This window comes from Frankia casuarinae (assembly GCF_000013345.1).
Lineage (GTDB): Bacteria > Actinomycetota > Actinomycetes > Frankiales > Frankiaceae > Frankia > Frankia casuarinae.
Genome location: NC_007777.1, coordinates 3,220,864 through 3,246,845, shown reverse-complemented (window position 1 = coordinate 3,246,845; position 25,982 = coordinate 3,220,864). Strand labels below are relative to the sequence as shown.

The window sequence follows — 25,982 nt, the reverse complement described above, 5'->3', positions numbered from 1 at the left end:
TCCATTTCCTCGAATCTTTGCTCAGATCACATGAATGCGTTGGAGTCGCCGCGAGGAGGCCAGTGAGTAAGACCGTCGACCGTGTAGCAGCGCATGGTTGTCCGCGATCACGACATCGCCGGAACGCCATGCGTGCGCGTAGCTGACGGACGGGTCGTAGAGCCGGGCCGACAGATCGTCGAGAAAGTCCTCGCGATCATTCCGTGAGACGCCGTGGATGTCGAGGAACAGCGGATTGAGATATTCGGCTGGGTCGAGCGCCTCGGCAAAACGAAGAGTCGGCACACCCGTCACGGCATGGGGCACCACGAGGTCCTGCACGATGTGCCCGCCGTAGTGCTTGATCTTTTCGGTCTGGTAGTCGATCCGGACGCCGGCCCAGGTGTCACGCAGGTGCGCAGGCGCGGCGGAAATAATGCGGGCGGTGTCGCAGAAAGTCGTCTCCCCGCCGCTATCCGGGTCGGGAGCGCGTAGGCAGCGGAACACGATGAAGCGTGGCGTGAGCCGGGCGAACGCGCCGTCCCAGTGGAAGGGCACCGGACCCGTGGTGAACAGGTAGTTCTGTGGGTCCTCGTGCACCGTCAGGTCCAGCACCTCCCCGAAGTCCCAGGTCAGGATCTCGCCCATTCGCCGGCAGTAGGCGACGAGATCGGTGGTCGAAGGAGATTGGAAACCTCGTAGCACCAGCAGCTTCGAATCCGCGACGAACCGGGTCAACTCCTCGGGTGGCACGGCGGTCAGATCCGTGTCACTGGATGATTCGATCAACAGTCCGAACGGATGCAGCGAACGCCGCGGCGCCGAGCTGGCGTCGACCAGTGCCCCGGCACTCACGAGACGGTCTCCTTCACCCTCGAATCCGTCCGCATGAGATGCGGAGCGACGAAGTGACTCGGTCGTCCATTGCGCCAGACCACCGACGCGTTCAGCTTTTCGGCGGTGCTGCGCTTTATCAGCGTGACACTGTTGCCGTCGTCCATGGCGACGCCATGCCAGGGAGTGAGCCAGTTGTCCCTGGTTCTGATCATATGGATGCCGATTTTCTCGGAATGGCAGGGCTGGGGGTGGATCGACAGGCGGACGGCGGACGGGAACTGCTCGGCGACGAGTCGGCTCCAGGCGTTGCTGCGGCGGACGATCTGGTAGGCGAGATCCTTGCTGGCGAGCCGGAGTTGAGTGCGGCTGGTCTCCGGGCGCAGCACCAGCAGATCCTCGAACACGAAACGGTGGATGCCGTTGAACTGCGTCTTCGTGGCTGGGCTCGTGGCGATCTGTTGGCGCAGTTCCGCCACCGTTGCGGCATAGTTTTCCTCCAGTTTCCTACGCAGCTCGGTGAAGTCACCGGCGCCGAACGCGTCGTCCAGTGAGTAGAGATCGATATTGTGTGCTCTGATGTCGACCAGCAGCGCCTCCAGGTCGCTGCGGTAGGACGAGATGGCCTCGTCGGAGACACTGATCAGATCCCCGAACACGTGCCCGTCCGAGCAGACCGTGATCCTGGCTCCGGGCTCATAGAAATGGCCGATGTGCTCACACATCGAGCGCAGAAAGTCGAGCGCGATGCGCTCGGCGAGATCCGGCAGCGAGCCGAGGACCTTCTGCCTGTTGGGTGACTTGGCCGGGAAAGCGAGGATCACGAAGTGGATCGGCTCGTTCTGGTTGATCCAGTACTCGATCTTTGGGCGATGGATGTCGAAGCAGAGCTCGCAGGGCTGGGCCGAGCAGACCTCCGTCGGATCGGAGAGCCGCCGGAACTGAAACAGCAGATCGATGATCTCTGTTGCGGTTTCGTTGGGCATGGCTGATTAAGACTCCCTCTTAGAGTCTGTTTTAGAAGTACTCCGGTCCGGTATTCCAGCCTGACAAAGAGGGCTGTGACCGGTCGGCACGCCGAGTACCGGGATTCGATCCCATGGTGTAGCGCCGTTCGCGGTCAAGACAAGATTCAAAGCGGGTTCTTGGAAGTCTTGACCTGCGGTGAGGGCAGATAGGCGTTGCGTCAGCTCAGGTGAGCGATTCGCTAGCCAATTTTCTTTTCCAGCGGCAGGCCCAGATCGCGCCAGCCGGCCCGGGGGGAATCGGGCACCGGGCTTTCACCCATGCCGTACTGAAGACCTGCGACGGTGAAACCCAGCAGACCGAGCAGGGCGACGAGCTGACTGGCCGTATGGCCCACCCAGCATACGATGACGATTGTCTTGTCCCGAGGGAGAAGAGCGAGGTTGCTGTCGGACAGCACGTCCTTGAACCACATGTTCACGGCACCCGGTATATGGCCCGCCGCATACGCCTCGGGGGTGCGGTTGTCAAGGACGAAGTATGCGTCCGGATGGGACTCCAGGGCTTTGGCCAGCTCGGGGGAAGTCATGTAGTTGAAGCGCGGCGGCATGTCGTCGACGTAGCGTCGACAACTCTCGAGCAGCCGTTGGTCAAGCACTACCATCAGCCAATCCTTTCTTCCTGAACAACTGGACATCACCACTCTGGGCGATACGTAGCAATTTAGCAACAAGGACTCCGCTGTCTCCTATGCGACAGACTGGAGGGAGATATCAGCGGGCACTACCGGCGGGCCGGGATCACCCCTGACCCCACCGAACACGACAACAACCCCGTCCCACGGGGTGGGAAACGGGGTCGCGGACCTGCTCCTCAAGGAGCGATTCATTGAGGAGCGCGGGTACTGACGGGCTGGCCAGAAAGAAATCACTGGCCAGCGCCACTGACGCCGGATGTGCTGCGGGAGGAGGAAACGGCACGGCCCAGCGGAGGAGGCCGCGAGCGGGACGAGGGGAGCGGAGGCCTGGCAGGAGCAGCCGCATGGCCGCGGCCGAGTTCGATCCGATGAGAAGGCGGGCGGAACCCGCGCGACGATCTTCGGAAGTCCCGTCTAAGGCGACCGTGTCACCTTGAGGGCATTATCGAGGCTGGTTCCGCGAGGGGGTTTTCCGACACGCTGGCCGGGGGGATATCAACCCGCGTCGAGAGGGCGATCAGGGAAAGCAGGAAGGCGCCGGCAGCCATGCCCGCCGCGACGACGAAGGACACCTGAAAGGCATCGACCGTGCCGCTGAGCATCGCGGTCGGATCTCCGGGATGAGCTGCGAGATGATCGGAGATGACGCGGGCCGACACCGTCGAGAGAATCGAGACGCCGAGGGCCGCGCCGATCTCCTGGGAGGTGCTCAGGAGTCCTGCCTCAACCCCGGAGTCGTCGCTGTTGGAGCCGCTGAAGGCGGCCACGTTGAGCGCGGTGAGGGAGGTCGCGAGACCGGCGCCGCACAGCACGAGCGCCGGCAGCAGCACCGCCGTGTACCTGGTGTCGGCGTCGCCCCGGGACAGGAGGGCCACGCCGACAGTGAGGAGGACAAGGCCGACGAGCAGCGCGGGCTTGGGACCGCGCGCGGAACGACTCGCTGTCGCCTGGGCGACGTTGGCCGCGAGCGCGGCCGCGGTTGCCATCGGCACGAATGTCAGCCCGGCCTTCATCGGGCTGTAGCCGAGTACCTGCTGCACATACAGGGCCACCAGGAGGAAAGCCGACCCGAAGCTGGCCCACACGAGCAGGGTCGCGCCGTTGGCGACGCTGAGACCACGCCGGCGGAAGAGGGCCAACGGCATGAGCGGGTCGTCGCTGCGGCTCTCGATCACGATGAAGGCGATCAGAAGAACGGCGGCTGATCCGAACAGAGCAAGGATCGCCGGGCTGGTGAAACCGCGCTGCTCCGCCTGTGTGATGGCCACGACCAGCGAGAACATCGACCCCGTCGCGGTGAGCGCGCCGGCGATGTCGAAGCCGTGGTGAGAACGGGTGTCACGGGTTTCCGGCATGATCCTTCCGACCACGGCGAGCAGGAGTAGACAGAAGGGAATTTTGATCGCGAACGCCCACCGCCATCCCGGCCCGTCGGTGAGGACCCCGCCCGCCAAGACGCCCACCCCGGCCGCCGCGCTGGACACCGCACCGAACACCCCGAGCGCCTTGTTTCTGCTCGGCCCTTGCGGGTAGATCGCGTTGATCGTCCCCAGCGCGGCCGGGGCGAGCATGGCCGCACCGAGCCCCTCCAGGGCCCGCCCAGCGAGCAGCACGCCGGTCACGTTGGCGAGCGTGCACACCACGGTGCCGACCGCGAAGACCCCCGTGCCTAGCCGGAACAGTCGCCGTCGGCCGAGTAGATCGCCAGCCCTGCCACCCAGCAGGAGCAGGCTGCCCAGGGCTATCCCGTAGGCCGTGACCGTGTAGGGCTGGGTCTCGCGGCTCATCTGAAGATCGGCTGCCAGGCTGGGCAGCGCGACATTCACGCTGGACAGGCTGAACACGACCAGGAACTGGCCGAGGCACACGACCGGCAGCAGCAGTGGTGATGCCGCAGACTCCTTCGGCTGAGCGGACCTCGACATACGCGCCTCCACTCCCCCGAGACCGACTTCCATTTCGGAAAGGATCCTAGATGCTTCCGAAATGGAAGTCAACAGATACACTGGCCAGGTGCTTGACCAGCACGACGAGTCCGACTGCCCGGCCGCTCGCGCGCTCGGGCTGATCGGCGATCACTGGTCCCTGCTGATCATCCGAGAGGCGTTCGGCGGCGCTCGGCGCTACGACGACTTCCGAACCCGTCTGAAGATCTCCGATCACACCCTCACTCGGCGCCTCGACCGGCTCGTCGATCGAGGCATCCTGCAACGCAGGCTTTATCAGCCACGTCCACCTCGTTCGGAATACGAACTGACGTCGGCGGGCCGGGATCTCGCGCCGATCCTGATGGAACTCGGCCGATGGGGCTCCCGATGGACTACGGGAGCCGGCCCGGATCGATCGCTGCCCGCGAGCCTGCTCCGTGCCATGGACGAGTAACCCGGCCAGGAGCAGGAGCTTCCTGGAGCGGCTCCAGGTGTCAACGGCGGCGCGTCAGTGCGGCCGAAGGTCCAGGGCCGGCCCGGACGCCCGCGCGTGTCCCGTCGGACAAGGAGGCCGGTGGGGACCAGGCCGAGGCTCGTCGCGGCCAGTCTGATCATCCCCGGTATCCGCTGCCCGATCTCGACCGCGCCTTCACCGTACTGATCGACAGGCCGGCGGGATCCGCCAAAGCCTTGATCGAGATCTGTCGCGAAGAAGCATGACTGAAAACATGACTGCTATACGGACACATCATACGCCTATTATTGGCGTTTGGTGGCAAGTGATGGCAAACAAAGGATAAGCGCTAAATTAGGCATCAAGCTGTGCTAGAACCATCGCGGAGCGACGCCAGCCGAGGGGCGGGGCGTGACCGTCGGCGCAGATGCACGGACGGCCACGCATCTGTCGTGACGCCGCGGCGCATCCCACCCGTGCACCTGGGCAGACAGGAGGATGGTCATGGCAGCGCCGCGCAGGAGATCTTCGTCGGGATCGGGCCGGACGTCCGCCCGCCGCCGGCAACCGACCCGGTCCCGCCGGGCCGCTTCACGGACGAGGAGCCGACGGGAACGCAAACATGTCCATCTCGCCTGCTATCTCGCCTTCGGTGCCGCCGGGCTGTGGCTCACCCTGCGGGGCACGTGGATCGCGCTGCCGGTGGCCCTGCTCGTGATCACCGTGATGTTGGGATTCCGTTGGCCGACGCTCTGCCGGGCCTACCGGACCGACGACGGCATCTGCGAGACCCCGGTCAACGGCTGGCTCACCGGATGCGCGAGTCACGCCCCCTTCAAACGGCGCGATCTGCGGGCGGTCGCCTGGCCGCCGAACCGCGTCTCGCCGTTTCACCCGATCGTGCTCGCCCTGCGGATTCCACCGCGCGAGCCCGAGGCGCAGCCGGACCTCGACGGCGCTCCCCGCCGAGTCACCATGCGTAATCTCGTGACCTCGCTGGTACTCGCCGTCGCCGTGTTGATGACCGGATTCGGCCTCCTGCTCGGTGCGGCATGACCGGCGGGAGCGGGCCAGCCGACGGCTCCACCGGCCGGAGAACGGTCGGAGAACGCGGCTCTACAGTTCGGATTCCCCGGCCAGCATCGCCCGGGAGCTGAGCCGGAAACCGATGGTCCCGTCCACGATCTTTCGGATCACGGTGGCTTTCGGATCCCTGCCGCCGACACCGTCGACACCCAGGGCGCCCGCCAGGGCCCGTAGCTGCGGGACCGGAATCCGGCCCAGGGCAGCCAGGTGCTCCCGGGCTTCCTCCCGGCTCGCGGCGGCGACCAGTGTCGCGTGCAGCTTCTCGACGTCCACGGACGCCGGGAGCCGGGAGCCGTCCGCCGCGGCACGACCGCCCGGGTCTGCTGCCGTGGCCGTGGGCGTGGGCGCTGCTGTGGGCGTGGGCGCTGCTGTGGGCGTGGGCGCTGCTGTGGGCGTGGGCGCTGCTGTGGGCGTGGGGACGACCGCGAGCCGCGCCCGACCCGCCACGAGATCGTCAAGCTGCCGGACGTCCAGGGTGTCGAGCAGATCGGACACCTGGCGCAGGAGAACAGCCCCGAGACGGGCCGCATCCCGACCCGGGTGGCTGGCGGGCCGACTGTCAGGAGCCATGGTTCGCCGTCCGGATGCGTTTGAGGAACTCCTCGACCAGGCTCTGCAGTTCCCAGGCGAGTTCCCGGCTGAGCTGCTCGGTGAGAATGGCGGGGAGCTGGGCGCGGGCCGCGCCGGCGAAGTGCTTGTTGCTCTCCCGAAGCATCGCATCGAAGACGGGCAGCCCGAGGCTTCTGGTCTGTGCTATGTAGGGCCGCAGCGCCGAGACGGGCTGACCACCGTAGTACTGGACCATCGTGAAGACGACGCCCAGAATCATCGGTTCCAGTTTCTTCACGGCCGGCCGGAGGTCGGCCTGCAGATCAGCGACCTGGTTGAATTCCCAGGTGAACCGGCGCAGCCGGGACTGCAGGTGATCGATTCCGAGGGTGGACAGCTCGTCCGGGCGGGCCGGGATGAGCAGCTGGTCGCTGGCCGCCACGGCGGACCTCGTGATGACGCCGAAGTTCGGCGGGCAGTCGATGAGCACCAGATCGTAGAGCCGCCCGGGCAGGGTGGCAAGCCCGGCCGCGAGACGCAGATAGACGTCGAAGTAGTGGCGTGTCGACCGGTGGATCTGTGCCCCACCCAACCGCGCGGCGAGATCCATCTCGACGTCGCCGAGGGCAAGGTGGGACGCGATCAGGTCGAGCCGGCCACCGTTATGCGCGATGCGGGAGTTCGCCACCGTGGGGGCGGTGACGAGTACCTCGAGTCCCGGCACCGGCCCGTCCATCCGCCAGGCTTCGAACCACTGTTTGATGGTCCGGCCCTCGGCGAGGTGCGCCCGCCAGTCCTCCGGCCGGTAGAAGGAGAAGGTGAGGCTCGCCTGCGGATCAAGATCGATCAGAAGAACCCGTTTTCCCCAGCGGGCGATCTCCGCGCCGATGTTCGCCGTCAGAGTGGTCTTTCCGACTCCGCCCTTGTAGTTCATGACGGAGACCACTTTCACGGTGTCACCGCTCTTGTGGATGACCGCGATATATTAAGGTAGCCGTCAGGTTGGCTTCGTGGACTTCGATGATGTGTCATCCGGCGGTCCCCCTGTCGCGCACTGGCGCCGTCGTCCGTACGCGTAACCCGCGCCGGCCTTCTTCCTGCCAGCACACCACGTGCCGTTGACGCCACTTCCAGGATCCCCCGGACGGGTGAGTGCCGTGCGTGGACATTTGGCCGCCGATGACCATCGATCGTCCAGCTGATCGCACGTTGGGAGGGTCGTGGGAGAGGTCGTAGGGCAGCCAGCCGCGCACCGGCTCCGGACTGCCGCCACGCTGGACCTAGCCGACTGGTGGGTACACCATGGTCAACTCAAGCGAAGTGGGACGGTACCAAGACGAAGGCCCGCAAGTCCGGCCGGACACCCCAAGCCGACCGTCTTCCGTCAGTGCCCCTGCTCACCTAGTGCCCCCGGCCACCGTCTGCGGCATCGGGCCGAGACGAGAGGGTGAGTTTCGGGTGATGCTGGGTTTGACGCGGCGAGCAGGCGGTAGGTAATGGCTGTGGTAATCGGCGCACCCGACGCGCGCGGGGCCGGGAGGACCCGGTCCGGCTGTTGGCTCGGCGAGCGAGGAAGCGGTCCGCGGCTACATCCGCGCCGCGACCCGCGCGACCATTATTGCAGACGAGCTGGCCAAGCTCGGAGACCTGCACCGCCGCGGACTGCTCAACGACCAGGAGTTCGAGCGCGAGAGGGCTAGGAGTCTCGCGTGAATCAGCATGGTCAAGCGGTGGGGAGCATCCATGGACGGTCTCCAGATTCTCCCGCTGGCAATCACCATGATGATCGGACCGCAGATCATGTCGGCGATCATCTTCGTTACCACGCCACGAGCCGGGCGGGTATCCCTGGGGTTCCTGGCCGGTGTGGCGGCCGCGACAGCGGCCGGTGTGGCCGTCATGATGGGCCTCGCCGCCTTGCTGGACAGCGCCGTCGACCTGGGAAGTTCGAGGAGTAACGGTTCGGCCGGCCAGATCATCCAGTACGTACTGGTGGGCCTGTTGGCAGTCGCCGCCGTGAAGAACTGGGTGCGGCGCGAAACGGTGGAGCCGCCGAAATGGCTGACGACGCTGATGGCGGCAGATCTGATGAAGGCGTTCCAAGTCGGACTGTTCGTCATTCTGCTGATGCCCTCGGACATCGTGATTATGATGACGGTTGGAATACACCTGCAGCAGAACAACGCGTCCTATGCGGCAGCACTCCCGTTCATCGGGCTGACCGTTACGGTGGCGGCACTGCCGCTGCTTGCCCGACTACTGTTCCATAGACGGGCAGAAGTCGCCGCACCGCGCGTCCGAGACTGGATGAACACTCACAGCTGGCTCATCAACATAATCGTCTGCATCATTTTCATCGCCCTCATCATCGACTGAAGCGGCTGCCTGAGTCCCCGCCCCGGAGGGCGAGCGCCGCACACAGGGCATTCGGCGGATCCGGCGATGAACCCGGTGCTGTGGGGAGGACGCCATGCCCCGGAGCTGGCGTACGAGTAATAACAATCCTGCGTCGCGGCCGTCCGGCGGCGCTGGCGCTCACCGCAGCGGCGCGCCGTGGCGGCCGATCAGGACGCTCTGTGCGCGCGTCGGGACAGCCCGGGGGCGTGCGGGGCAGTCCCCGGTAGGAGACCTGGCGTCCAGACTACGTGAGGCGGATCTGATTAACAGGGCGATGAATCTCGCCGCGATGATCCTGATGATTTTCTTTCCTTTTGTCATCACGCTGGCGGCGCTGTCGCCACTGCGGCAGGGCGGTGCGGCGGACATAATCATCGCGCGCATGGGGTTGAGCCATGATGCGGCGATGGCCGTGGAACGACTCTTTACCCCGCGGAGCGGAACCGTCCTCACCGGCTGGACAGTACTGGGAGTGCTCTGGCTGATAATTGGCGGACTGAGTCTGGCCGCGTCCGTCCAGTCCATTTATGTGCGGGTCTTCAGACTGAAGCCATTCGGGCTACGCGGCCTACTGGCCCAGGTCGGCTGGCTCTGCGGATTGATCTTCTTTCTCGTCGCTACCACGAGTCTCGGGGCGCTGCTCACCGGCACCGTGGCTGGTCAGGTCTGCTACGGCCTGGTAGCCACCGTGATCCTGGCGCTCTTCTTGTGGGTCGGGGTCCGGGTACTCACCATCGGCCGGATGAGCTGGCGGGACTCGTGGCCGACAGCCCTGTTCACGACGATCGGCCTGACTGGTCTGGGTGTCGTCAGCCGGCTGGCATTCTCGGCTTCCATCGTGGCGAACGAGCGCAGCTATGGCGGGATCGGGGTCGTGTTCACCATCCTGTCGTGGCTGATCGGTTTCGGTGTCGTCCTCATCGGGGGGGTAATCGTCGGCACGTGGTATCTCGACACCGAGCTGTCGGTCGCCGGCATCCTCAGAAAGTTTCACATCGGGAGGAGGACGGGCCGAGACCAAGCCCGGAAATCATGAGCTGAGCCGGTGCGCGGATCGGCGCCGAGGGCCACAAGGGCCAATGACGTGTGACCTGGTGTTGATCGTGTCCGGCGGACAGCAGGAGGTGACGCTGTGTAAGCGGCTGATCTGGTTGACTGGCGTCCTGCCCGTCTTACCCTAGGTTCAGGGGCGTCAACGTCGCCTCCACAGGGTCCAAGCCGGGCACCCGCATCGGCCGCAATCCGAGCCGGGCCGGTAGTGCTCGTGGTCATGACGCGCATGGCCGCAGCGGCAGCGCAGGATGAGTAGACCGCGGATCGACCTCACAGGGTCACCTCCGTCCGGATGGGAGTAATAAGTGAGCTAGATAAGTGAGTTAACTGCCTAAATGTCGTATGTGAGCTGGTCTGCTGGGTGTGTCTAGACGTTCGGGCGGAGATCGTCCAGGTCGTCCTTCCCTGCCGGCCCGGGACGCCCGCCTGGCCCTCGTCCACGACTCGGCGCCTTCTGCGCGTGACCACCCCGCGACTCGGCCCGGCTACGATCGGGTGGCACGAGGAACGTCCGTGACGGGGCGGTTTATCGTCTCCAGGTCCTGAGCGCCATAGCAAGCGACCCATCGGGAGACGATAGGGATCATGAGAATCTCGAGCGGGACCGGGGCATCGGGCACCTCGGCCGGGCGCCCCGCCGACGGGCGGCGGGGGGGAAACGCGCCGCCCGAGGCGAACGAGCGCGCCGTCATCCGGCGCCGGTGGTGGCCACGCCCGGCGGTGCGGCCGGAACCCGGGCGGCCCGGCGCCCGCCGGGGCCTGTCCGCCCGGTCTGGTCCGGTCGGTCGGGGGTCCGCGGCCTCTCCCGTCCCTCCTGTCCCTTCCGCACAGCCTGCCCCCCAGGCACCGCGTGCCCCGTCTGCCTCACCGGCGTCGTCTGCCTCACCGGCGTCGTCTGCCTCACCGGCGTCGTCTGCCTCACCGGCGTCGTCTGCCTCACAGCCGTCATCTGCCCCGCCGTCGACGACATCACCCGGCGTCCGTCCCGGCAGGAAGAGCGGCCGGATGCCCGTGCTGCCCCCCTGGAAACAGCCGTGGGCGCCTCGGATCGCCGCGCTGCTGGCTCTGGTTGTCGGCCTGGTGGACGTCATCTCCGCGGTCACCCCGGAGTGGCGCTCCCGCCTGGAGGACCTGCGGGTGCTCCTGCCCCCCGCGGCCTCCCAGCAGGCCGCCGCGTTCACCGTCGTCGTCGGCATGCTGCTCGTGCTGCTGACGCCGGGGCTGCGCCGCCGCAAGCGGCGGGCTTGGCGGGCCGTGGTGGTCCTGCTCGGCGTGAGCATCGTGCTCCACGTTGCCAAGGGTCTGGACTACGAGGAGGCGGCCGGATCGGCCGCGCTGCTCATCGCCCTGCTGCTGGTCCACGGGGAGTTCCGGGCCAAGGGCGACCCGTCGACGCGTTGGCGGGCGCTCGGCGTCGGCCTGCTGCTCACTGTCGTCTCGATCGGGATCGGGTTCCTGCTGCTTTATGTGCGCCAGGACCGGATCGTCGGCCCGCATTCGCTGTCCGCCCAGTTCGAACAGATCGTCGAGGGACTCGTCGGGATCCCCGGTCCGCTACGGTTCACCTCCGACCGGTTCTCCGGCCTCGCCGCCCGCGTGCTGCTGACGATGGGCCTGTTGACCATAGTGACCACCGGCTACCTCGCGCTGCGACCGCCCGAGCCCCGGCCCCGGCTGACCGACTCCGACGAGGAACGGATACGTGCCCTGCTGGCCCGGCACGGCAAGGCCGACTCGCTGGGATACTTCGCGCTGCGGTCGGACAAGTCGGTGATCTGGTCACCGACCGGCAAGGCCTGCGTGGCCTACCGGGTGGTCTCCGGCGTGATGCTGGCCAGCGGAGACCCGCTCGGTGACCGGGAGGCCTGGCCGGGGGCCATCAGGGAGTTCCTGCGTGAGGCGGCCGATCATGCGTGGACGCCGGCGGTCCTCGGCTGCTCGGAGGCGGGTGGCTTCGCCTGGACCCGCGCCGGGCTGTGCGCGCTGGAATTCGGTGACGAGGCCATCGTCGACACGGCGTCGTTCACGCTGGAGGGCCGGGCGATGCGTAACGTTCGCCAGGCGGTCGCCCGGGTGGAACGCGCCGGCTACACCGCGGTCGCGCGGCGGGTCGGCGATCTCGCGCCGGCCGACATCGCCCGGCTGAAGGCACAGGCCGCTGCCTGGCGGGGTACCCAGACGGAACGGGGCTTCTCGATGGCGCTCGGCCGCCTCGGCGGCGGCGCGGACGGCGACTGCGTAGCCGTGATGGCGTTCTCCCATGACGCGGGTCCCCATGACGCGGGTCCCCACGACGCGGACGACCCGGTGAACGGTGCTCCGGGCCACCCGGCGAACGACACGACAAGCGGCATCGAGGACGGCACGTCGCATGCCGACGCGGCCGGCACCGAGCCCCGGCTGCGCGCCCTGCTGCATTTCGTGCCGTGGGGCCCCAACGGCCTGTCGCTGGACGCGATGACGCGGGACCGGACCGCCGACAACGGGCTGAACGAGTTCCTCATCGTCAGCGCCCTGCGCCAGGCCCGCGAGCTGGGCGTCGAACGGCTGTCGCTGAACTTTGCGTTCTTCCGGTCCGCGCTCGAACGCGGCGAGCGCCTGGGCGCCGGGCCGGTCATCCGCTGCTGGCGTTCCCTGTTAATATTCTTGTCCCGCTGGTTCCAAATCGATAGCTTGTACCGGTTCAACGCCAAATTTCAACCCACCTGGCAGCCCCGTTATATCTGCTACCCCGCCAGTTCCGAGCTACCACGGATCGCCTTGGCGATGCTCGAAGCCGAGGCCTTCCTGGTCTGGCCCTGCTGGCGCGACCATCTGTCCGGGCTATCCCGGTTGTCCCGACTATCCCGGTTGTCCCGACTGCCCCGGCCTGGGACGGCCGGCCTCCATCACCGTGCCCGAAGAAAGGACACCTCGACCGGCCCCGGGCCGGACTGACCATCACCTTCAGTCTACGTCGTCCATATTGTCTACGTCGTCCATATTGTCTACGTCGTCCATATTGTCTACACCGTGGACACACTCGCAGGGGAGCGTGGATTTGGGGTCCCTGGTCGTCATCGGGAAGTGGTTCCTGCTGTCCCTGGCGGGAATGTCGCTCGCCTGCTGGGCAGGCTGCGGGTGGCTGGCCCACCGGCGCCGGGCGGGGCATCGGAACCGGGTGGGACGCCCCGCCGCGTTCGGGATGGGCGTCCTCGCCATGCTGCTCACGTTGGTGACGGCGGCGGATCTGGTCAATGCCTACTACGGCTACCTGCCGCGGGTCGACGACGTCATCGGGGTGAAGTCCTGGCCGACGGGGTCGGCGCGGGAGGCTGTGGCGCCAGCGCCGCCGCACCCGGACGGATCGGTTATCGACCTGTTGGTCCCCGGCACGCACAGCGGGTTCGGTGTGAAGGAGGCAAAGCAGGCACTGGTGTACCTCCCGCCCCAGTACTTCACCGAACCGCACGTCCGGTTCCCCGTCGTCTACCTTCTGCATGGCTCGCCGGGGGTGCCGGTCGACTGGTACCGGGCGGGCCGGGCCGCGCAGGTCGGCGCGCTGCTTGCCGGGGTCGGCCGGCCCGCGATCCTCGTCGCCCCGCGACTGAGTCACGGTTGGCTCGACGACAGCGAATGCGTCGACCGGCCCGGCGAGAACATCGAGACCTATCTGATCGACGACGTGATCTCGACGGTCGACCGGCGGTTGCGCGCCATCGCGGACCGAGCCGACCGGATCTTCGTCGGAATGTCCGCCGGCGGGTTCTGCGCGCTGAACCTCGGGCTACGCCACCGTGACCTCGTCGAGACGATCATTGATATGTCCGGGATGTCGAAACCGACCCACGACGGCGGGATGGTCGGCCTGTTCGGGAACCGGCCCGATCTCGCTCTGGTCGTGGCGGCGAACACCCCGGCCCGGTACGCGGCGACGCTCCCACCATTCCCGCCGATGCGGGTGTGGCTGGACTGCGGACATGGCGATCATGAGGCGTTGGGCGACACGGAGGCGATGGCCCGCGCCCTGGGGGAGCGTCCGGGCTTCGACGTCGTGCTGCGGCTGCGCCCCGGCGGCCACGACTTCGGCGTGTGGCGTCCGGCGCTTCGAGACAGCCTGCTGTGGGCGGTACCGCCCGGCGTGACCATCCGCCCGGCGTGACTGTCGGCCCCGTCCGCCCGGCGTGACCATCCGCCCGGCGCGACCATCCGCCCGGCGCGACCGTGGCACATCTGGTCGGCTGCCGCGGTGCCGGGAATGACAGCGCCGGGCGAAGACATTCTTCAGATGGGCCCTGCTTCTCGTCAGGCGGGAGTGTTCCGTGGCGTGCTCGATTCCAGGCCGGGGCGATCAGCGGGGATGGGCCGCGCCGGCGGAGAACATCCGAGGTGGACCGGGGGCCGGAGTCCCATGACCGTCCGCACACCGGCCCCCGCCGGAGGCGACGACGGTACCGCCAGAGGTGACGACGGCCCCGCCGGCGCGGAGCACGTTCACGGGGCCGAGGGCGCCGCCAGCCCGTGGTCGGGACGCCCGTGGTCGGTCGTGTGGCGGCTGCCGGTGACCGACTCCTTGCTCGGCGCCCTCGTCGCGGCGCGGGTGTTCCAGTACGTCGACCCGGCCACGGCGACCCGCTGGCAGTGGGCCATGAGCACAACCTTCGACCAGATGCGCCACCATCCCCTCGGGGTGCTTGTGGGCAGTATTCCGTGGCTGCCCGAGGGGCCGTTGGCGCCGTGGCTCATGTTCGCGGGCCTGGCCGTGGGCGGCTTGGAGGCGACGGCGGGAGGCGCCACCGCGCTGGCCGTCGTGCTGGGTGGGCACGCCGGGGCGACGTTGATCTCCCAGGGTGTGCTGGACCTGCGGGTCGTCACCGGCGGGTTGCCGCGGACCGCTCTGCACGTCCTGGATGTCGGGCCGAGCTATGTCGTGGCGACCGCCCTGACCGCGCTCGTGGTGCTGCCCTCCCGCCGGTCGCTGCGCGCTCTGGCGTCACTGACCTTCGTCGTCGTACTCCCCGTGATGATGAAGGGGGTGAGCCGTGGGGAGCTCGACGCGGTCGGCCATACGGCGGCCCTCGCCCTCGGTGCGCTCGCGGGGCTCGCGCCACCGGTGCGCCGCCGCGCCGCGGCGCGGCGGGACACCGCTCGGCGCGGCTGGTGGGACGTCGGGGGGAACAGGAGGGCGAAGTCCGGCCACAAAGCGCGGTTTGGTGTGCGAAGATATCGTTGGATACGTGGACGGCGCGAGTCGGGTCTTGATCTGCATTTTTAGTGTGCGCCGCTGATCCGAAACGCCGACGCCAGCGGGCATGATGGTGTTAGCGTCCTGGCTGTCCGCTGCCACCACGGTCTGCTCGTCCAGTGCCCCATCGCAGAGCTTTCCTGGCTCATCGAACCGCCAAAAAGGGTCTCATCATGTCATCAAAGAGAAGATCTTCCTTCTGACTCTGGTGCAGGCAGCAACATTCTCAATCGCGGCTGGTTGCAACCGTGACCAGTTGTTCCTTTGACGGAAGAGGAGCCAAGCGTGGCAAGTGTGATCGACGGCATCTACCGGATCAGCATCGCCGGGCAGCAGACCCTCACCGACGTGGGCGGGGGCAACCTCGTCCTTCTGCCTGACGGCAACGGCGGCGGGCAGGTGTGGCAGGTGCGGCGCGCCAACGACGACACCTACACGATCCGCAAGCCGTCCGGCGGGGCTTTTGTGAGCTTCGATGGTGACCCGGACACATTCGAGCGGGTACGTGTGCTCCCGGAGCCGCGTGAATGGAAGATCGCTGATGGTCCCCAGTCGGGTACCTTCACCATCGGTGTCCCGGACAATGAACTGACCCTGGGACTTCACCCGGCGCTCATCTACCCGCCGCTGGTTGCCCTGTCACCTATCTTCAGGGAGGACAGGGGCTGGATTTTCGAGGGCGTCGAGTAGTCGAGTAACCCGTCCACCCGGGGCCCGGCCCGGCCGGTGAACGAGGCCCTGCGCCGATGGCACGGGGAGCCGGGCGCCGTGCCGCGGATGGCAGCAGTTCGACCATCCGCGGCACGGTACATCGGTACATCGGTGCATCGGTGCATCGCGGCCGAGAGCGAATCGGGCGAACCGGATAGAAAGGATTGATCGGACAAGACCGCTGGTCGGTCACCTCAGTCGCATCCTCTCGGTGGCGGCGCCGAATGCGGGCCCGATCCGCGATACTTCTGTGGGATGACCAATTCTGTCCGGCCTGCCCGGCGGGGAATGCAGGCTATCCTCGGCGACCGTCTCTGGCAGGCGTTGTTGTCATGCGGTTCCCGGTGCCATTTCCGGTCGCGGCAGGTGCTGCTGCGTCAGGGCGATCCAGATGATTTCCTGCTTCTGCTGACCACCGGCCGGGTAAAGGTGGTGCGCGTGGACGCGGAGGGCTCGGCCCTCCTGCTGGCGCTGCGCTCGCCCGGGGACATGATCGGTGAGATGGCGCGAATCGGAACCGGACGCACCGCCACGGTGCAGGCGATCGATCGATGCGAGGCGCATCGGGTCTCCGCCGCCACGCTCGACTCCTTCCTGCGGCGGCACGGTGTTCAGGGAGCGCTGGCTGACTACGTGGTGAGCAAGCTGTCCGAAACGGTTCCCTATCAGCATCAGCTCGTGCATTTCTCGCCGCGGCAGCGGGTCGCCCGCCTGCTGTTGGAACTGGTCGCCCTCGCCGGACCGGAGCTGCCCGATCCGATGCGGGTGCCGTTCTCGCTCGATGCCGTCGCGGAGTCCCTGGGACTCGCCCGGAGCACGGTGGCCGCACATGTGGCGGCATTGCGAGAGGAACAGGTGCTGAGGCCGGGGCCACGGCTCGCGGTGGCGGATATCTCACGGTTGCGGGCCGAGGTGGGCATCACGACCGGCTGAGCATGCCGGCTGGCCCGGCGGGCTCCAGGTCGTCCGCTGGTTCTCCGTTGACGGGAGCCGGTGGGCCGACGAGATGTGGTCCGTGCCACCGTTGAACCGTCCGTCGATGGACGTTTTTGTCACTCTTCCGCCGCGACGCTGAAGAACACGGGCACGACATCCGTGCTCTCCCGCGAACGCGAAGGATTCAGCGATGGCCTCTACACCGGTCCATGGCGGCACCGACAGCATGGCAATGCCCCCTTACCGGGCCCTGCTCGTCGTCGACATCAAGGATTTCAGCGGCTACCCCGGACGCTGGCACGAGGACATGACGCGGGCGGTGCCGGACATCCTCACCGGAGCGTTCGCGCGTTCTGGCTGGTCCGAATCACCATCGATGGAACGTTTCTCCGACACCACCGGCGACGGGTACGTGCTCGGCTTCGAGCCCTCGATGCTGCCGTTGCTCGTCCACCCGTTCCTGGACAACCTCCAGCAGGAGCTGGAGTACCGGAACAAGGTCGCGCCCGTCGCACCTGCCGCGGCCGACCGGACGCTGCGGATGCGGGTGAGCCTGCACGTGGGATCGACGACCGATTCGGGGACGAACCGGCTGGGTGACGGCAGCGGTGCGGCCCGTATTGCCCTGCACCGCCAGCTTGACGCCGCCGCGGTACGACACCTGCTGGAAGAGTCGAATCCCCGGACGACCCTGGTGGCCGCGATCCTGTCGTCACGGGCCTACGAGGACGCCGTGCTCAGCGGTTACAGCGGGCTGGACGACTCCTTGTTCGTGAAGGCCCCCGTCGAGGTGAAGACATACCGCGACGAGGCGTACCTGTATGTGCCGAGACCGTCGGGCGGCCTGCTGCACCGCGGCTTCCGCGTTCCCGAGGTTCCAGCCGCACCGTCGCGGGCGGCGGCCGAGGCTTCCACGCCATCGGACCGTAGCCGAGCCGACCTTGGGCAGAGCGGCGCTACCAGAAATATCAGCGGCATCAGAAATATCGGTGGTATCAGCAACGTCGGCGGATCGGTCTTCGGGGATAATCGGCCGCAGACGCACGTGGGCATCGGTGACATCAACACCGCGTCTGGTCCGATCCGCACAACCCGTAGAGATACCCACGCCCCACGCGGCGACCAGCAGATCGGGCCGCGTACCGAGCACCATGGCCCGGAACACTATGGCCAGGGCCACCAGTTCGCCGCGCCGCTCGACCGCCCTAATTTTGGTGATTCTAACTTCACGCAGGGATCCCCGACCACGGCCCCGGACCCCGGAGCCGTGGACGAAAAGGGGACTTCGGGCGTGGAGGGCGCACACGATGACTGACATCCGGAGTCTTATGCCTGGCGCCAGTCCAGCGGATGAAACCTTGCCGCACGAACCGCCGGGTAATGTGCCCCCGGACGAGAAAGCAGCCGGCGCCGGCGCAGCGGCCGCCGCCGAACCACCGGGGGCCGGGAACACCGGTAATGTCAGCGGGGCAGGAAAATCCGGTGGAGCAGGCAACGTCGGCGGCTCGGTAAGTGGTGACAATCGGGCGCAGACCCATCTGGGAAACGGCGACATCAAGAATATTGTGAATCTGATCGACCTGGCAAAGAAGCGAGTTCGCCGGCCCGAAGCCATCTCCGGCGCGACTCTTCGCGAGCTGAGCGGAGTGTTCGTTCGGCCCACCGGCTTCGCGGATGCGGCGGAAAAGATAGAAAAACACCGCCTGGTGCTGCTCTCGGGATCCCCCGGAGACGGCATCCACGCCGCGGCGTGGATGCTGGTGGCTGGAGCCGGTGGTGCCAGGGCCGGGACGGAGAGGATTGAGCGTATTCCCGCCGATGTCGAGGCAGACGACGAGCCGGACATTCCCCAGAAAGCGTTGGACGATCAGGCGCGGTATCTTCTCGACCTGTCCGAATTGATGCCGTCTCGCTCCGAGGAACTGGCGAAGCGGCTTGAGGCGCTGCGGGACGTCGTTGCCGGCTCGGCCCGCTATCTGGCGGTCATTCTTCCAGCGGACTCGGTGAGATGGCTGCCGGCCGAGCTGCGGCGACTCGTGCCCGAGATGAGCCGGCCGGACTGGCGTGCCGTGCTGCAATCACACCTCGCCGTATCCATGCAACCAAGCGCGCAGCCTGATCTTGCGACGATAGTAAAGATCATCGAAAAGTCCGCCGATCTCGCCGATCTCGGGGCCGCCACGCTGTATCAGGTGAGCCGGGTGGCCGTAGCGTCAGCGAAACTCCTGGGTATGCGTCCGGGCGCGGCTCTGCCGGACTGCCTCCGGTTGGCCTGGCGGGAGGTCAAACGGCAGGACAGCGATTATGGGAAGGAGATCGACTGTCTGCTCGAGAACGATCGGACCGGCATGAACGCTCTCCTTCTCATCACAGCGGCCATGCTGGAGGACGCGGATCGGGACCTGGTGTTCGTTGCGCAACGGGAGCTCGCCCGGGCCGGTGAGTTTCGCCTTCCAGATGACCACGCGTTGACCCGCCCAGGTTTTCTGGCCCGCCTGGGAGAGATCGGTGTCGTCCGCGACGAGCAGAGACCGATCCGTTTTGAGAAGACGGGATTCGGCGTGGCCGCGCGCCACTATGCCTGGGACAACTACCCGACGTTGCGTCCGGCCTTTCTCGATTGGGCGGAACGGCTTCCCTCGCCGCCGGGGATCTTTTGGCCCAACGATGTTCTGACGAGGTTCGCGGAACGGTTCACCGAGGAGTCGTTGCGGAGTGATCGAGCCGATGATGCCCTGGATCTTGCGTATCACTGGATCGGTCGCCGTCGTGTCGCCGCGATCCCCGCGTGCTTGGGCCTGCTTACGAAGGGCCTGGAGGAGGGAGCGGAGGGAACCGGCGGCCGGAAGTTCCGGCAGCGGATCCGTGCATGGTCGGAGGATCATCGGCTGGACGCCTACCTGGCGCGTATGTGTATCGAGCTCTCTGGTAAAATAATATATGATATCTATCCGTTTCAGGCGTTGACCCGACTGCACAACTTCGCCGCGCATGAGAATCCGCAGGTTGCCAGCGCGGCCATCGATGCCGTCGAGACCCTGGCAAGCGCCGACCGGGACAACTATCGCTATGTACTTGGCCGGTCCGTGAGAGCGCCCTATGCCGTCCGCGGATCGACGGGGAACGCGGAGGTTTTTCTGCGCCTGGTGTCGGCCTCTCGGTTGTATGCCAGGGACGCCGTCGGATGGCGGCCTGTCGACGATCCCGAATGCGGGGAGCTTTTCCGTGGCGGGTGGATCCTTGTGCTCGAGGCCGATGCGCCGCCCTCGAAGGAAACGATCGGGCTGGTCCATCTCTGGCTGGATGACGTGGTGCAGGCTGTTGGGCGGGGGCCGACGATTTTACCGGACTTGCTCGTCGACGCGCTGCGTGAACGTTTTGATCTGCTTTCATCGCTGCGGGCGATCCTCGGTCGTTGGGTGGATCGGCCGCTGGGGGATCCGATGGCGCCCGACCAGGCCGCAGTTCGCACCTATCTCCTCGACCGGATCGATAAGGAGCTCTTCGGGGAGGATGTCGGCTTGCGTCCGCCCTCCTCGCCAGGTGACACCCAGCCGTCGCCCGCCGCAGGACGAGAGGAACAACGATGACCAGGAGTCAGTGGGTCGTCTTCGTCATGAACCTTTTCGGTCTCCTCGCCACGCCGCTTCTTCTGGGGTGGATCGTGGGCGGGCCGTTGTTGATCTGGGTAGTTCTTGCGCTCGCTCTGACAGGAGTGACAGTCGTCCAGGCGTGGCCGGTGCGCGGGATTCTGGATGCGGAGAAGGCTCCTCCGTCGCCAGTGGTAGTCCCTACGATGGCGATGACCCCGGTTCCCGTCCTCTCCGACGAGTACCAACGCGAGCTGGAGAGACGGCGTGATCTCGCTCAGGTGTTCTCTGCCGCGGACTCGGCGGCGGTCTGGCACCTGGCTCGCGGCGATGCGGATATCGAGGCAACAGGCCGGGCGATGCCCGTGCTGGACTATCTCGTCTCAGTGATCAGTCCAAAGGCGGAGAGCCGATTGCCGAGGCCGCGGAAGTGGGAACACACTGTGGACGACGACATGACCTTCGAAAAGCATGCCGAGGCGATCATACAGGCAGTCCTCCCAGATCCAGCGGACGGCAGGCGAGGCGACCTTGCCGCGCAGCTCGGAATCGTGCTCGACAGATGGAACACATCGGGGGAGTTCGGCAAACTACTGAAGCAGCTGTATCCCGCCTCCCAGGCCATTTTGTAGTCGATAGACCACCTTGATCACTTCTGGCTGCGGCGGAAGCGTGGCCTGCCCTCGACGGATGCCGGCGACACGCCGGAGGAATCCGAACACGCAGCAGCGCTCGCCTGGGCCGGGTGGATCCGTCAGGAGGCGGACCGCGCCATCTCCTCCTGCGACCCGGCAGCTGACGTATATCACTCCGGACGAGGCGCCGTTGTCAGAATTGGACCGATTCATGCCGAAGGGCATGACCGCCTACTACCCACCCGACAATTACCATGCGTGGTGGGAGTCCGTGAACCGCGAACCTCAACATTCCGCATCTCCCTTTCCAGCGGGTGTATAGGAGTTGGAATCTCCTCTTCATCCCGCTAAGGCCACGCTCCGTGGCTAGCTGATCGTCGAAGTCGGTCGATGATCCGTTTGCGGACCTCGTCGAGCACGCTAGTCTCTGTTACCGATAGTAGCGATTCACTCTCTCTCGGTTCTGGAGGAAGCGTGGACAAGTCCGTGAGGCGGAAAGCCGCGGTTGTCGCGGTGTCTACGGCGGCGGCAGTGTTCGTCACCGTGGGGCCGGCGGCTACGAGCGCGCTGGCGTCGAGCTATCTCGGTGGCCCGGTGGATGAAAAGATCGCCAAGGATCATTGGGGTAAGGACGGCTGGGACGGCTGGGACGGCAAGGACCGGTGGGACGGTAAGGACGGGTGGGACGGCTGGAACGGTAAGGACGGGTGGGACGGCTGGAACGGTAAGGACGGGTGGGACGGTAAGGATCGGTGGGACGGCAAGGACGGTAAGGATCGGTGGGACGGCAAGGACGGTAAGGACCGGTGGGACGGCAAGGACGGTAAGGACCGGTGGGACGGCAAGGACGGTAAGGACCGGCGCCACAAGGACGACTGGGATTGGGATTGGGATTGGGACTGAGCTGACGAGAGGACCTGGACGGAACGCCACTGAAATACGGCGAACCGCTAGGAGAAACATGTAGCGGGGTTGGCGAGGGCGTCCGGCACGGGTTCCAATCGGCAATGACCGCCCGGGTTTTCCGGCCGCCGCGGCGCCGGACACCGTAGCTCTACGGTGTCCGGCGCTCGCGTCCCGTGGCCGCCACGCGCGGGTAGCGGGAAGGCGGCGCTCCGGCTCCCCTCCAGCGTCTATGACATCGTTGAGTGTGTCACGGACGACGGTGAGCAAGGCGATGAGCTGATCGTGTCTGGTGGCGGGGCCGCCGGCATGTCCGAGGATTGACCGATAGGCCGGACGGGGCCGGGTGACGCCCGATACCGGAGCCAATCTCAAGGCACCCTGAGAGCACGGGCGATCCGTCGTTGTTCGCTCTCGTAGGCCGCTGCCATCCGGTCGGCCTGGCTTTTCGGGATGCCGAGCCCGGCTGCGGCCTGCCGCCAGCCCGCCGTGGCGGTCTCCACCTCCCTGACGAGGTCGCGGGCCCTCGGCGGCGACAAGCGGAAGTAGTTGCCCACCGACAGCGCGAGGTCGATGCTTGCGTCGGTGTTGTCGAGATCGACGGCCGTGCTCAGCCGGGCCGGGTTGTCCGGATTGGGGTTGAGGTCGTAGGCAGGAGAGAGCGCCCAGCCGTCTCGCTCGCGCAGGAACGCGTGATTGCGCAGGTGGTCGTCGGTGTTCCCGGTCAGGATGGAGAACAGGATCCGCCGGTAGAGCTCACGCAGGTCGGCGTCAGCTCTCGGCGAGTAGCGTTCGATCACCTCGGCGATCTCGAGGTAGCTGCGAAGGTCCCCGTCGGAGGCCTCGAGCATTGTCAGGGCGCTTGCGAACCCCAGACGCCGCGCGCCGATGCGGTCGAAGCGGCTCAGGAGCAGTACGTGCCGGCCGGTAACGGTCAGCAGTTCCGACTCCGCCACGGTGAGCCCCGCTCTGCGAGCGAGCCTCAATTGTACCTCCTCCCAACCGGCCACGTCCCATTCGTCACTGTCCGAACGCGGGAACTTGGCGATCGAGAGCCGCCCGGACACGTCCCGCACCGCCGCCTTGGGGCGCGCGCCGCCGAGCGAGCTACCTGCGTCGATGAGGTCCGCGAGGTCGCGGTCGAAGTCGCCCTCCGCGCGGACGCGGTCGGCTGCTCGCATGAGCCGGGCCAGGTCGATCAGCCGTGGGACCGCGTGCCGGTGCGTCGAATAGTAGGTGGCGGTCGCCGGCTGGCGGAACCTGACACCTCCCTGGCGGGTGTCGTCGCGGACGCCGAGAAGGAAGTCGGCCTTACCGAGAGTGCGAGGTGTGGTCTCGGCGGCGCGGGCGCGCTCGCGCTCCTCACGCCTCATGAGGTTCTCACCCCATCGGTCGGGGGCGCTGTCGGCGAACGCGTTGAAGATGGCCGACCCCGCCGGCGTGTGGAAGACGCCGGCGGCTCTGGCCAGCGCCGGGTCGAGGTCGTATCCGGCCGGGTTGGTCAGGTAGGCGTCGGCATATCGGAACGTGGCGCTCTGTCCGCCGCGGTTGTGAAGCCACAACGTCCCTGCGGCGGTCTCCTGCCCGTCGATCTCGACGGTGACCTCGACAGGATCCCGTCCGGCCATCAGCGCCGTACTCGCTTGGGGAGGATCTCGTCCATGCGCAGCCGGCCGACGTCGGTCTCGTACGGGTCGGTGGCCCTGACGACGGCATCCATGATCCCGATGGTGCGTAGCACCCTGAACAGGTTCTCGGTGCTCGCGGTGCCCTTACCCTGCTCGATGGCGCGCAGCGTGTCCCGGGAGATCCCGGCTCGCTGGGCGACCTGGGCCGCGGTCAGCCGGTTCAGCTTCCGCCAGGTCGACACATGCTCGCCGAGCAGACGCAGCGACCGCGCCACCGACAACGGCGTGGCATGCGAGGCCCTGTCGCCGACCATAGCCAACATCATACGAGTCTACGGCGGTTAAGTTCGCCGTTAAGTGCGGCTCCTCCGTGTGGTGGCCGACCAGGTGGGGCAGGCCGGGGCGAAGACGGTCATGACGGGTAGATCGCGTGCCCACCCGAGCCGTCTGAGCCAGTGGCGGTCTCCGGATTCCACGTCCTTGGCTTTCTTCACCCATTTTCCCAGCGTCATCTCATGGACGCCGATGTTCCGGGCGACCTCGGCGACCGGACGGCTGCCGTCGATGACGAAGGCTACCGCTTGCTCCTTGTACTCCTCGGTGAATCCGCGACGTGTCGCGCCCATAGCTCGCTCTCCCGGCAGATCGGGCAGCTACCTCAGGTATCCACCGAAGCGGGTACGATCCAGGCATCAGTCGCAAGACCCTACAAAAGCTCAGTTGACTGGCAGGGCGCTGATATCCGAACCCTGCGATATTCGACGATCTTGGTGTTGTGTGACGCCGGCATCGGGTCTCGTCTCCTGGAGCCCGCCGGTCCGAAGCGAGCTGTCGCGGGCGCGGCGTGACCATCTTCCTGATTCCACACCAGCTGGCCAGGGCGGAGCGGCTGTGGACCGGGTCTCGATCCTGACACCACGCTGCGTCTGATCGGCCGCGCCGGCGGAGTTGCGCACCCGGCCGTTCGCCCGCAGGCTGGAGATTCGGGGCCGCACCGTGCCGTCTGACCCGGACTTCATCGGTGTCGGCGGATGGCACCGCGATCTGTCCGGCGCTTCCTGCTGACCCTGCGGATGGGTGGCTTGGCCATCGGCTTTGTTGTCATGTCCGATCGTGCCCAACTGGGTGAGATCGTCCGGCGGGCGCGGAATGGGCGGCGGAATGGACGGCTGTGGACGAACATCGGCAGCATCGCAACTCTCGACGATGCCGTCGCGGCCTTCGGCCCGACCGGGCGGATCGGCGGGCAGACGATCGTCCGCGTTCGTCCGTGAGCGACACGTGCCCACCACTGTGCCCAAGACAAATGGCCGGGGAGGCAGTTACCCATGAAGGCGATCGTCGTGACGGACCAGGCTGCGGGAACGGCCGGGATGAGCCTGGTGGAGCGGCCCGAGCCGTCGGCGGCGATCAACGACGTCGTCGTTGAGGTTCATGCGTCGGGTTTCGTCCCGACTGAGATGGCGTGGCCCTCGACCTGGACCGATCGTCTCGACCGTGACCGAACACCGTCGATCCCCGGGCATGAGCTGGCCGGAGTGGTCACGGTCCTCGGCTATGGCACGACGGGGCTGTCGGTGGGACAGCGGGTGTTCGGCCTCTCGGACTGGCATCGCGACGGCACCCTGGCGCAGTATGTGGCCGTCGAGGCACGCAATCTCGCACCGCTCCCGGGCGACGTCGACTTCACGGTGGGCGCGAGCCTGCCGATTTCGGGGCTGACCGCGTGGCAGGGGCTGTTCGAGCACGGCCGCCTTCAGGCGGGGCAGAGCGTGCTCGTGCATGGCGCGGCCGGCGCAGTCGGGACGATGGTGACGCAGCTCGCGCGCGAGTTCGGTGCGTACGTCATCGGCACCGGACGCGCTGCCGACCGGCAGAAGGCGCTCGACTTCGGCGCGCAGGAGTTCGTCGACCTTGAGAACGACGCGCTGGAGGACGTAGGCGGGGTCGATCTGGTCTTCGATGTCATCGGCGGCGACATCCAGAAGTGGTCCGCGGGTCTGGTTCGAGCCGGGGGAACGCTGGTGTCCGTCGTCGGACCGGTCGGGGCGCGGCCCGCCGACGGCCTGGCAGTCGACTTCGTTGTCGAGTCCGATCGCGTTCAACTGGGTGAGATCGTACAGCGGGTGCGCGACGGACGGCTGCGAACGAACATCGGCAACGTCGCGACCATCGACAATGCCGTCGCCGCCCTCAATCCGACCGAGCGACGTAAGGGAAAGACGATCATCAACCTTCGTCCGTGAGGACTTCGGGGACAGCGACCGGTCCTGCCCTCCTCATGGATCAGCGTCAGCCGTGTGGCCAGGCGAGGGGTCGATTGGTCCGCATTCGTCTGCGAGGCGGTGTGAGGTGGAGGACGGGATCGGCGGGCAAGGGTTTGTGGCACAGCGTGTACGCACCGTTCGTGGG

At 66.7% G+C, this 25,982-nt stretch carries 25 protein-coding genes; 16 read left to right on the top strand and 9 right to left on the bottom strand.

From position 1 onward, the window contains the following. Positions 1-21 precede the first annotated feature (21 nt). From FRANCCI3_RS13865 to FRANCCI3_RS13850, 4 genes are all read right to left on the bottom strand, one after another. Complete coding sequence (locus FRANCCI3_RS13865) at positions 22-834, bottom strand: TauD/TfdA dioxygenase family protein (RefSeq protein ID WP_011437145.1); 813 nt, start codon at positions 832-834, stop codon at positions 22-24. Further along, positions 831-1,799: an L-tyrosine/L-tryptophan isonitrile synthase family protein gene (locus FRANCCI3_RS13860; protein ID WP_011437144.1), complete on the bottom strand. Its 969-nt coding sequence runs from the start codon at positions 1,797-1,799 to the stop codon at positions 831-833. The genes FRANCCI3_RS13865 and FRANCCI3_RS13860 overlap by 4 nt, the downstream gene beginning before the upstream one ends. A 221-nt stretch (positions 1,800-2,020) precedes the next feature. Further along, positions 2,021-2,443, bottom strand: a complete 423-nt coding sequence (locus FRANCCI3_RS13855; RefSeq protein ID WP_011437143.1) for a rhodanese-like domain-containing protein — start codon at positions 2,441-2,443, stop codon at positions 2,021-2,023. A gap of 461 nt (positions 2,444-2,904) precedes the next feature. Beyond that, positions 2,905-4,401, bottom strand: a complete 1,497-nt coding sequence (locus tag FRANCCI3_RS13850) for an MFS transporter (RefSeq protein WP_011437142.1) — start codon at positions 4,399-4,401, stop codon at positions 2,905-2,907. A 61-nt stretch (positions 4,402-4,462) separates the two neighbouring features. Here FRANCCI3_RS13850 and FRANCCI3_RS13845 point away from each other — a divergent pair, with 61 nt between their 5' ends. Both FRANCCI3_RS13845 and FRANCCI3_RS13840 read left to right on the top strand, forming a co-directional pair. Further along, on the top strand, positions 4,463-4,858 hold the full coding sequence (locus FRANCCI3_RS13845; protein WP_011437141.1) for a winged helix-turn-helix transcriptional regulator: 396 nt from the start codon (positions 4,463-4,465) through the stop codon (positions 4,856-4,858). Between the two features lie 504 nt (positions 4,859-5,362). Then, entirely contained in the window at positions 5,363-5,914 is a 552-nt protein-coding gene (locus FRANCCI3_RS13840; RefSeq protein WP_011437140.1) for a hypothetical protein, read from the top strand. A 60-nt stretch (positions 5,915-5,974) separates the two neighbouring features. Here the strand turns inward: FRANCCI3_RS13840 and FRANCCI3_RS13835 are convergent, their stop codons facing one another. Both FRANCCI3_RS13835 and FRANCCI3_RS13830 read right to left on the bottom strand, forming a co-directional pair. Beyond that, positions 5,975-6,514, bottom strand: coding sequence for a hypothetical protein (locus FRANCCI3_RS13835; RefSeq protein WP_011437139.1), 540 nt, complete (start codon positions 6,512-6,514; stop codon positions 5,975-5,977). After that, positions 6,504-7,445 (bottom strand): ParA family protein, encoded by a 942-nt coding sequence (locus tag FRANCCI3_RS13830; RefSeq protein ID WP_011437138.1) that lies wholly within the window; start codon positions 7,443-7,445, stop codon positions 6,504-6,506. Before FRANCCI3_RS13830 ends, FRANCCI3_RS13835 begins: the two co-directional genes overlap by 11 nt. Before the next feature lie 638 nt (positions 7,446-8,083). Between FRANCCI3_RS13830 and FRANCCI3_RS29105 the strand changes: the two genes are divergently transcribed. From FRANCCI3_RS29105 to FRANCCI3_RS13770, 12 genes are all read left to right on the top strand, one after another. Then, positions 8,084-8,206 carry an SHOCT domain-containing protein gene (locus FRANCCI3_RS29105; protein ID WP_108913277.1) on the top strand — a complete coding sequence of 41 codons (123 nt, stop codon included), beginning with the start codon at positions 8,084-8,086 and terminating at the stop codon, positions 8,204-8,206. 30 nt (positions 8,207-8,236) lie between these two features. Beyond that, on the top strand, positions 8,237-8,869 hold the full coding sequence (locus tag FRANCCI3_RS13825) for a GAP family protein (RefSeq protein WP_011437137.1): 633 nt from the start codon (positions 8,237-8,239) through the stop codon (positions 8,867-8,869). A gap of 310 nt (positions 8,870-9,179) precedes the next feature. Next, on the top strand, positions 9,180-9,926 hold the full coding sequence (locus FRANCCI3_RS13820; RefSeq protein WP_236701477.1) for a ribonuclease BN: 747 nt from the start codon (positions 9,180-9,182) through the stop codon (positions 9,924-9,926). 1,022 nt (positions 9,927-10,948) lie between these two features. Beyond that, on the top strand, positions 10,949-12,880 hold the full coding sequence (locus tag FRANCCI3_RS13810; protein WP_011437135.1) for a phosphatidylglycerol lysyltransferase domain-containing protein: 1,932 nt from the start codon (positions 10,949-10,951) through the stop codon (positions 12,878-12,880). A gap of 97 nt (positions 12,881-12,977) precedes the next feature. Beyond that, positions 12,978-14,084 (top strand): alpha/beta hydrolase, encoded by a 1,107-nt coding sequence (locus FRANCCI3_RS13805; RefSeq protein WP_023841772.1) that lies wholly within the window; start codon positions 12,978-12,980, stop codon positions 14,082-14,084. A 249-nt stretch (positions 14,085-14,333) separates the two neighbouring features. After that, complete coding sequence (locus tag FRANCCI3_RS23520) at positions 14,334-15,197, top strand: rhomboid-like protein (protein ID WP_049760935.1); 864 nt, start codon at positions 14,334-14,336, stop codon at positions 15,195-15,197. A 255-nt stretch (positions 15,198-15,452) separates the two neighbouring features. Then, entirely contained in the window at positions 15,453-15,857 is a 405-nt protein-coding gene (locus FRANCCI3_RS13795; protein WP_011437132.1) for a hypothetical protein, read from the top strand. A gap of 276 nt (positions 15,858-16,133) precedes the next feature. Then, positions 16,134-16,811, top strand: coding sequence for a Crp/Fnr family transcriptional regulator (locus tag FRANCCI3_RS13790; protein ID WP_011437131.1), 678 nt, complete (start codon positions 16,134-16,136; stop codon positions 16,809-16,811). Between the two features lie 193 nt (positions 16,812-17,004). Continuing rightward, positions 17,005-18,129, top strand: coding sequence for a hypothetical protein (locus tag FRANCCI3_RS13785; RefSeq protein WP_011437130.1), 1,125 nt, complete (start codon positions 17,005-17,007; stop codon positions 18,127-18,129). After that, positions 18,122-20,404, top strand: a complete 2,283-nt coding sequence (locus FRANCCI3_RS13780; protein WP_011437129.1) for a hypothetical protein — start codon at positions 18,122-18,124, stop codon at positions 20,402-20,404. The genes FRANCCI3_RS13785 and FRANCCI3_RS13780 overlap by 8 nt, the downstream gene beginning before the upstream one ends. After that, positions 20,401-21,036: a hypothetical protein gene (locus FRANCCI3_RS13775; RefSeq protein ID WP_011437128.1), complete on the top strand. Its 636-nt coding sequence runs from the start codon at positions 20,401-20,403 to the stop codon at positions 21,034-21,036. Before FRANCCI3_RS13780 ends, FRANCCI3_RS13775 begins: the two co-directional genes overlap by 4 nt. Positions 21,037-21,513: 477 nt before the next feature. Beyond that, a complete protein-coding gene (locus tag FRANCCI3_RS13770; protein ID WP_011437126.1) occupies positions 21,514-21,942 on the top strand; it encodes a hypothetical protein in 429 nt (142 codons plus the stop codon). Between the two features lie 371 nt (positions 21,943-22,313). Here the strand turns inward: FRANCCI3_RS13770 and FRANCCI3_RS13765 are convergent, their stop codons facing one another. Genes FRANCCI3_RS13765 through FRANCCI3_RS24670 form a run of 3 tightly spaced genes read right to left on the bottom strand, consistent with a single transcriptional unit; the run spans position 22,314 to position 24,196 of the window. Continuing rightward, positions 22,314-23,570, bottom strand: coding sequence for a type II toxin-antitoxin system HipA family toxin (locus FRANCCI3_RS13765; protein ID WP_011437125.1), 1,257 nt, complete (start codon positions 23,568-23,570; stop codon positions 22,314-22,316). Further along, positions 23,570-23,884 carry a helix-turn-helix domain-containing protein gene (locus FRANCCI3_RS13760; RefSeq protein ID WP_049760933.1) on the bottom strand — a complete coding sequence of 105 codons (315 nt, stop codon included), beginning with the start codon at positions 23,882-23,884 and terminating at the stop codon, positions 23,570-23,572. Before FRANCCI3_RS13760 ends, FRANCCI3_RS13765 begins: the two co-directional genes overlap by 1 nt. Positions 23,885-23,923: 39 nt before the next feature. Beyond that, positions 23,924-24,196: a transposase gene (locus tag FRANCCI3_RS24670; RefSeq protein WP_011437123.1), complete on the bottom strand. Its 273-nt coding sequence runs from the start codon at positions 24,194-24,196 to the stop codon at positions 23,924-23,926. 405 nt (positions 24,197-24,601) lie between these two features. Here FRANCCI3_RS24670 and FRANCCI3_RS13750 point away from each other — a divergent pair, with 405 nt between their 5' ends. Both FRANCCI3_RS13750 and FRANCCI3_RS13745 read left to right on the top strand, forming a co-directional pair. Further along, positions 24,602-24,844, top strand: a complete 243-nt coding sequence (locus FRANCCI3_RS13750; RefSeq protein WP_023841742.1) for a hypothetical protein — start codon at positions 24,602-24,604, stop codon at positions 24,842-24,844. Between the two features lie 54 nt (positions 24,845-24,898). Next, positions 24,899-25,816 carry an NADP-dependent oxidoreductase gene (locus FRANCCI3_RS13745; RefSeq protein WP_011437121.1) on the top strand — a complete coding sequence of 306 codons (918 nt, stop codon included), beginning with the start codon at positions 24,899-24,901 and terminating at the stop codon, positions 25,814-25,816. Positions 25,817-25,982 lie beyond the last annotated feature (166 nt).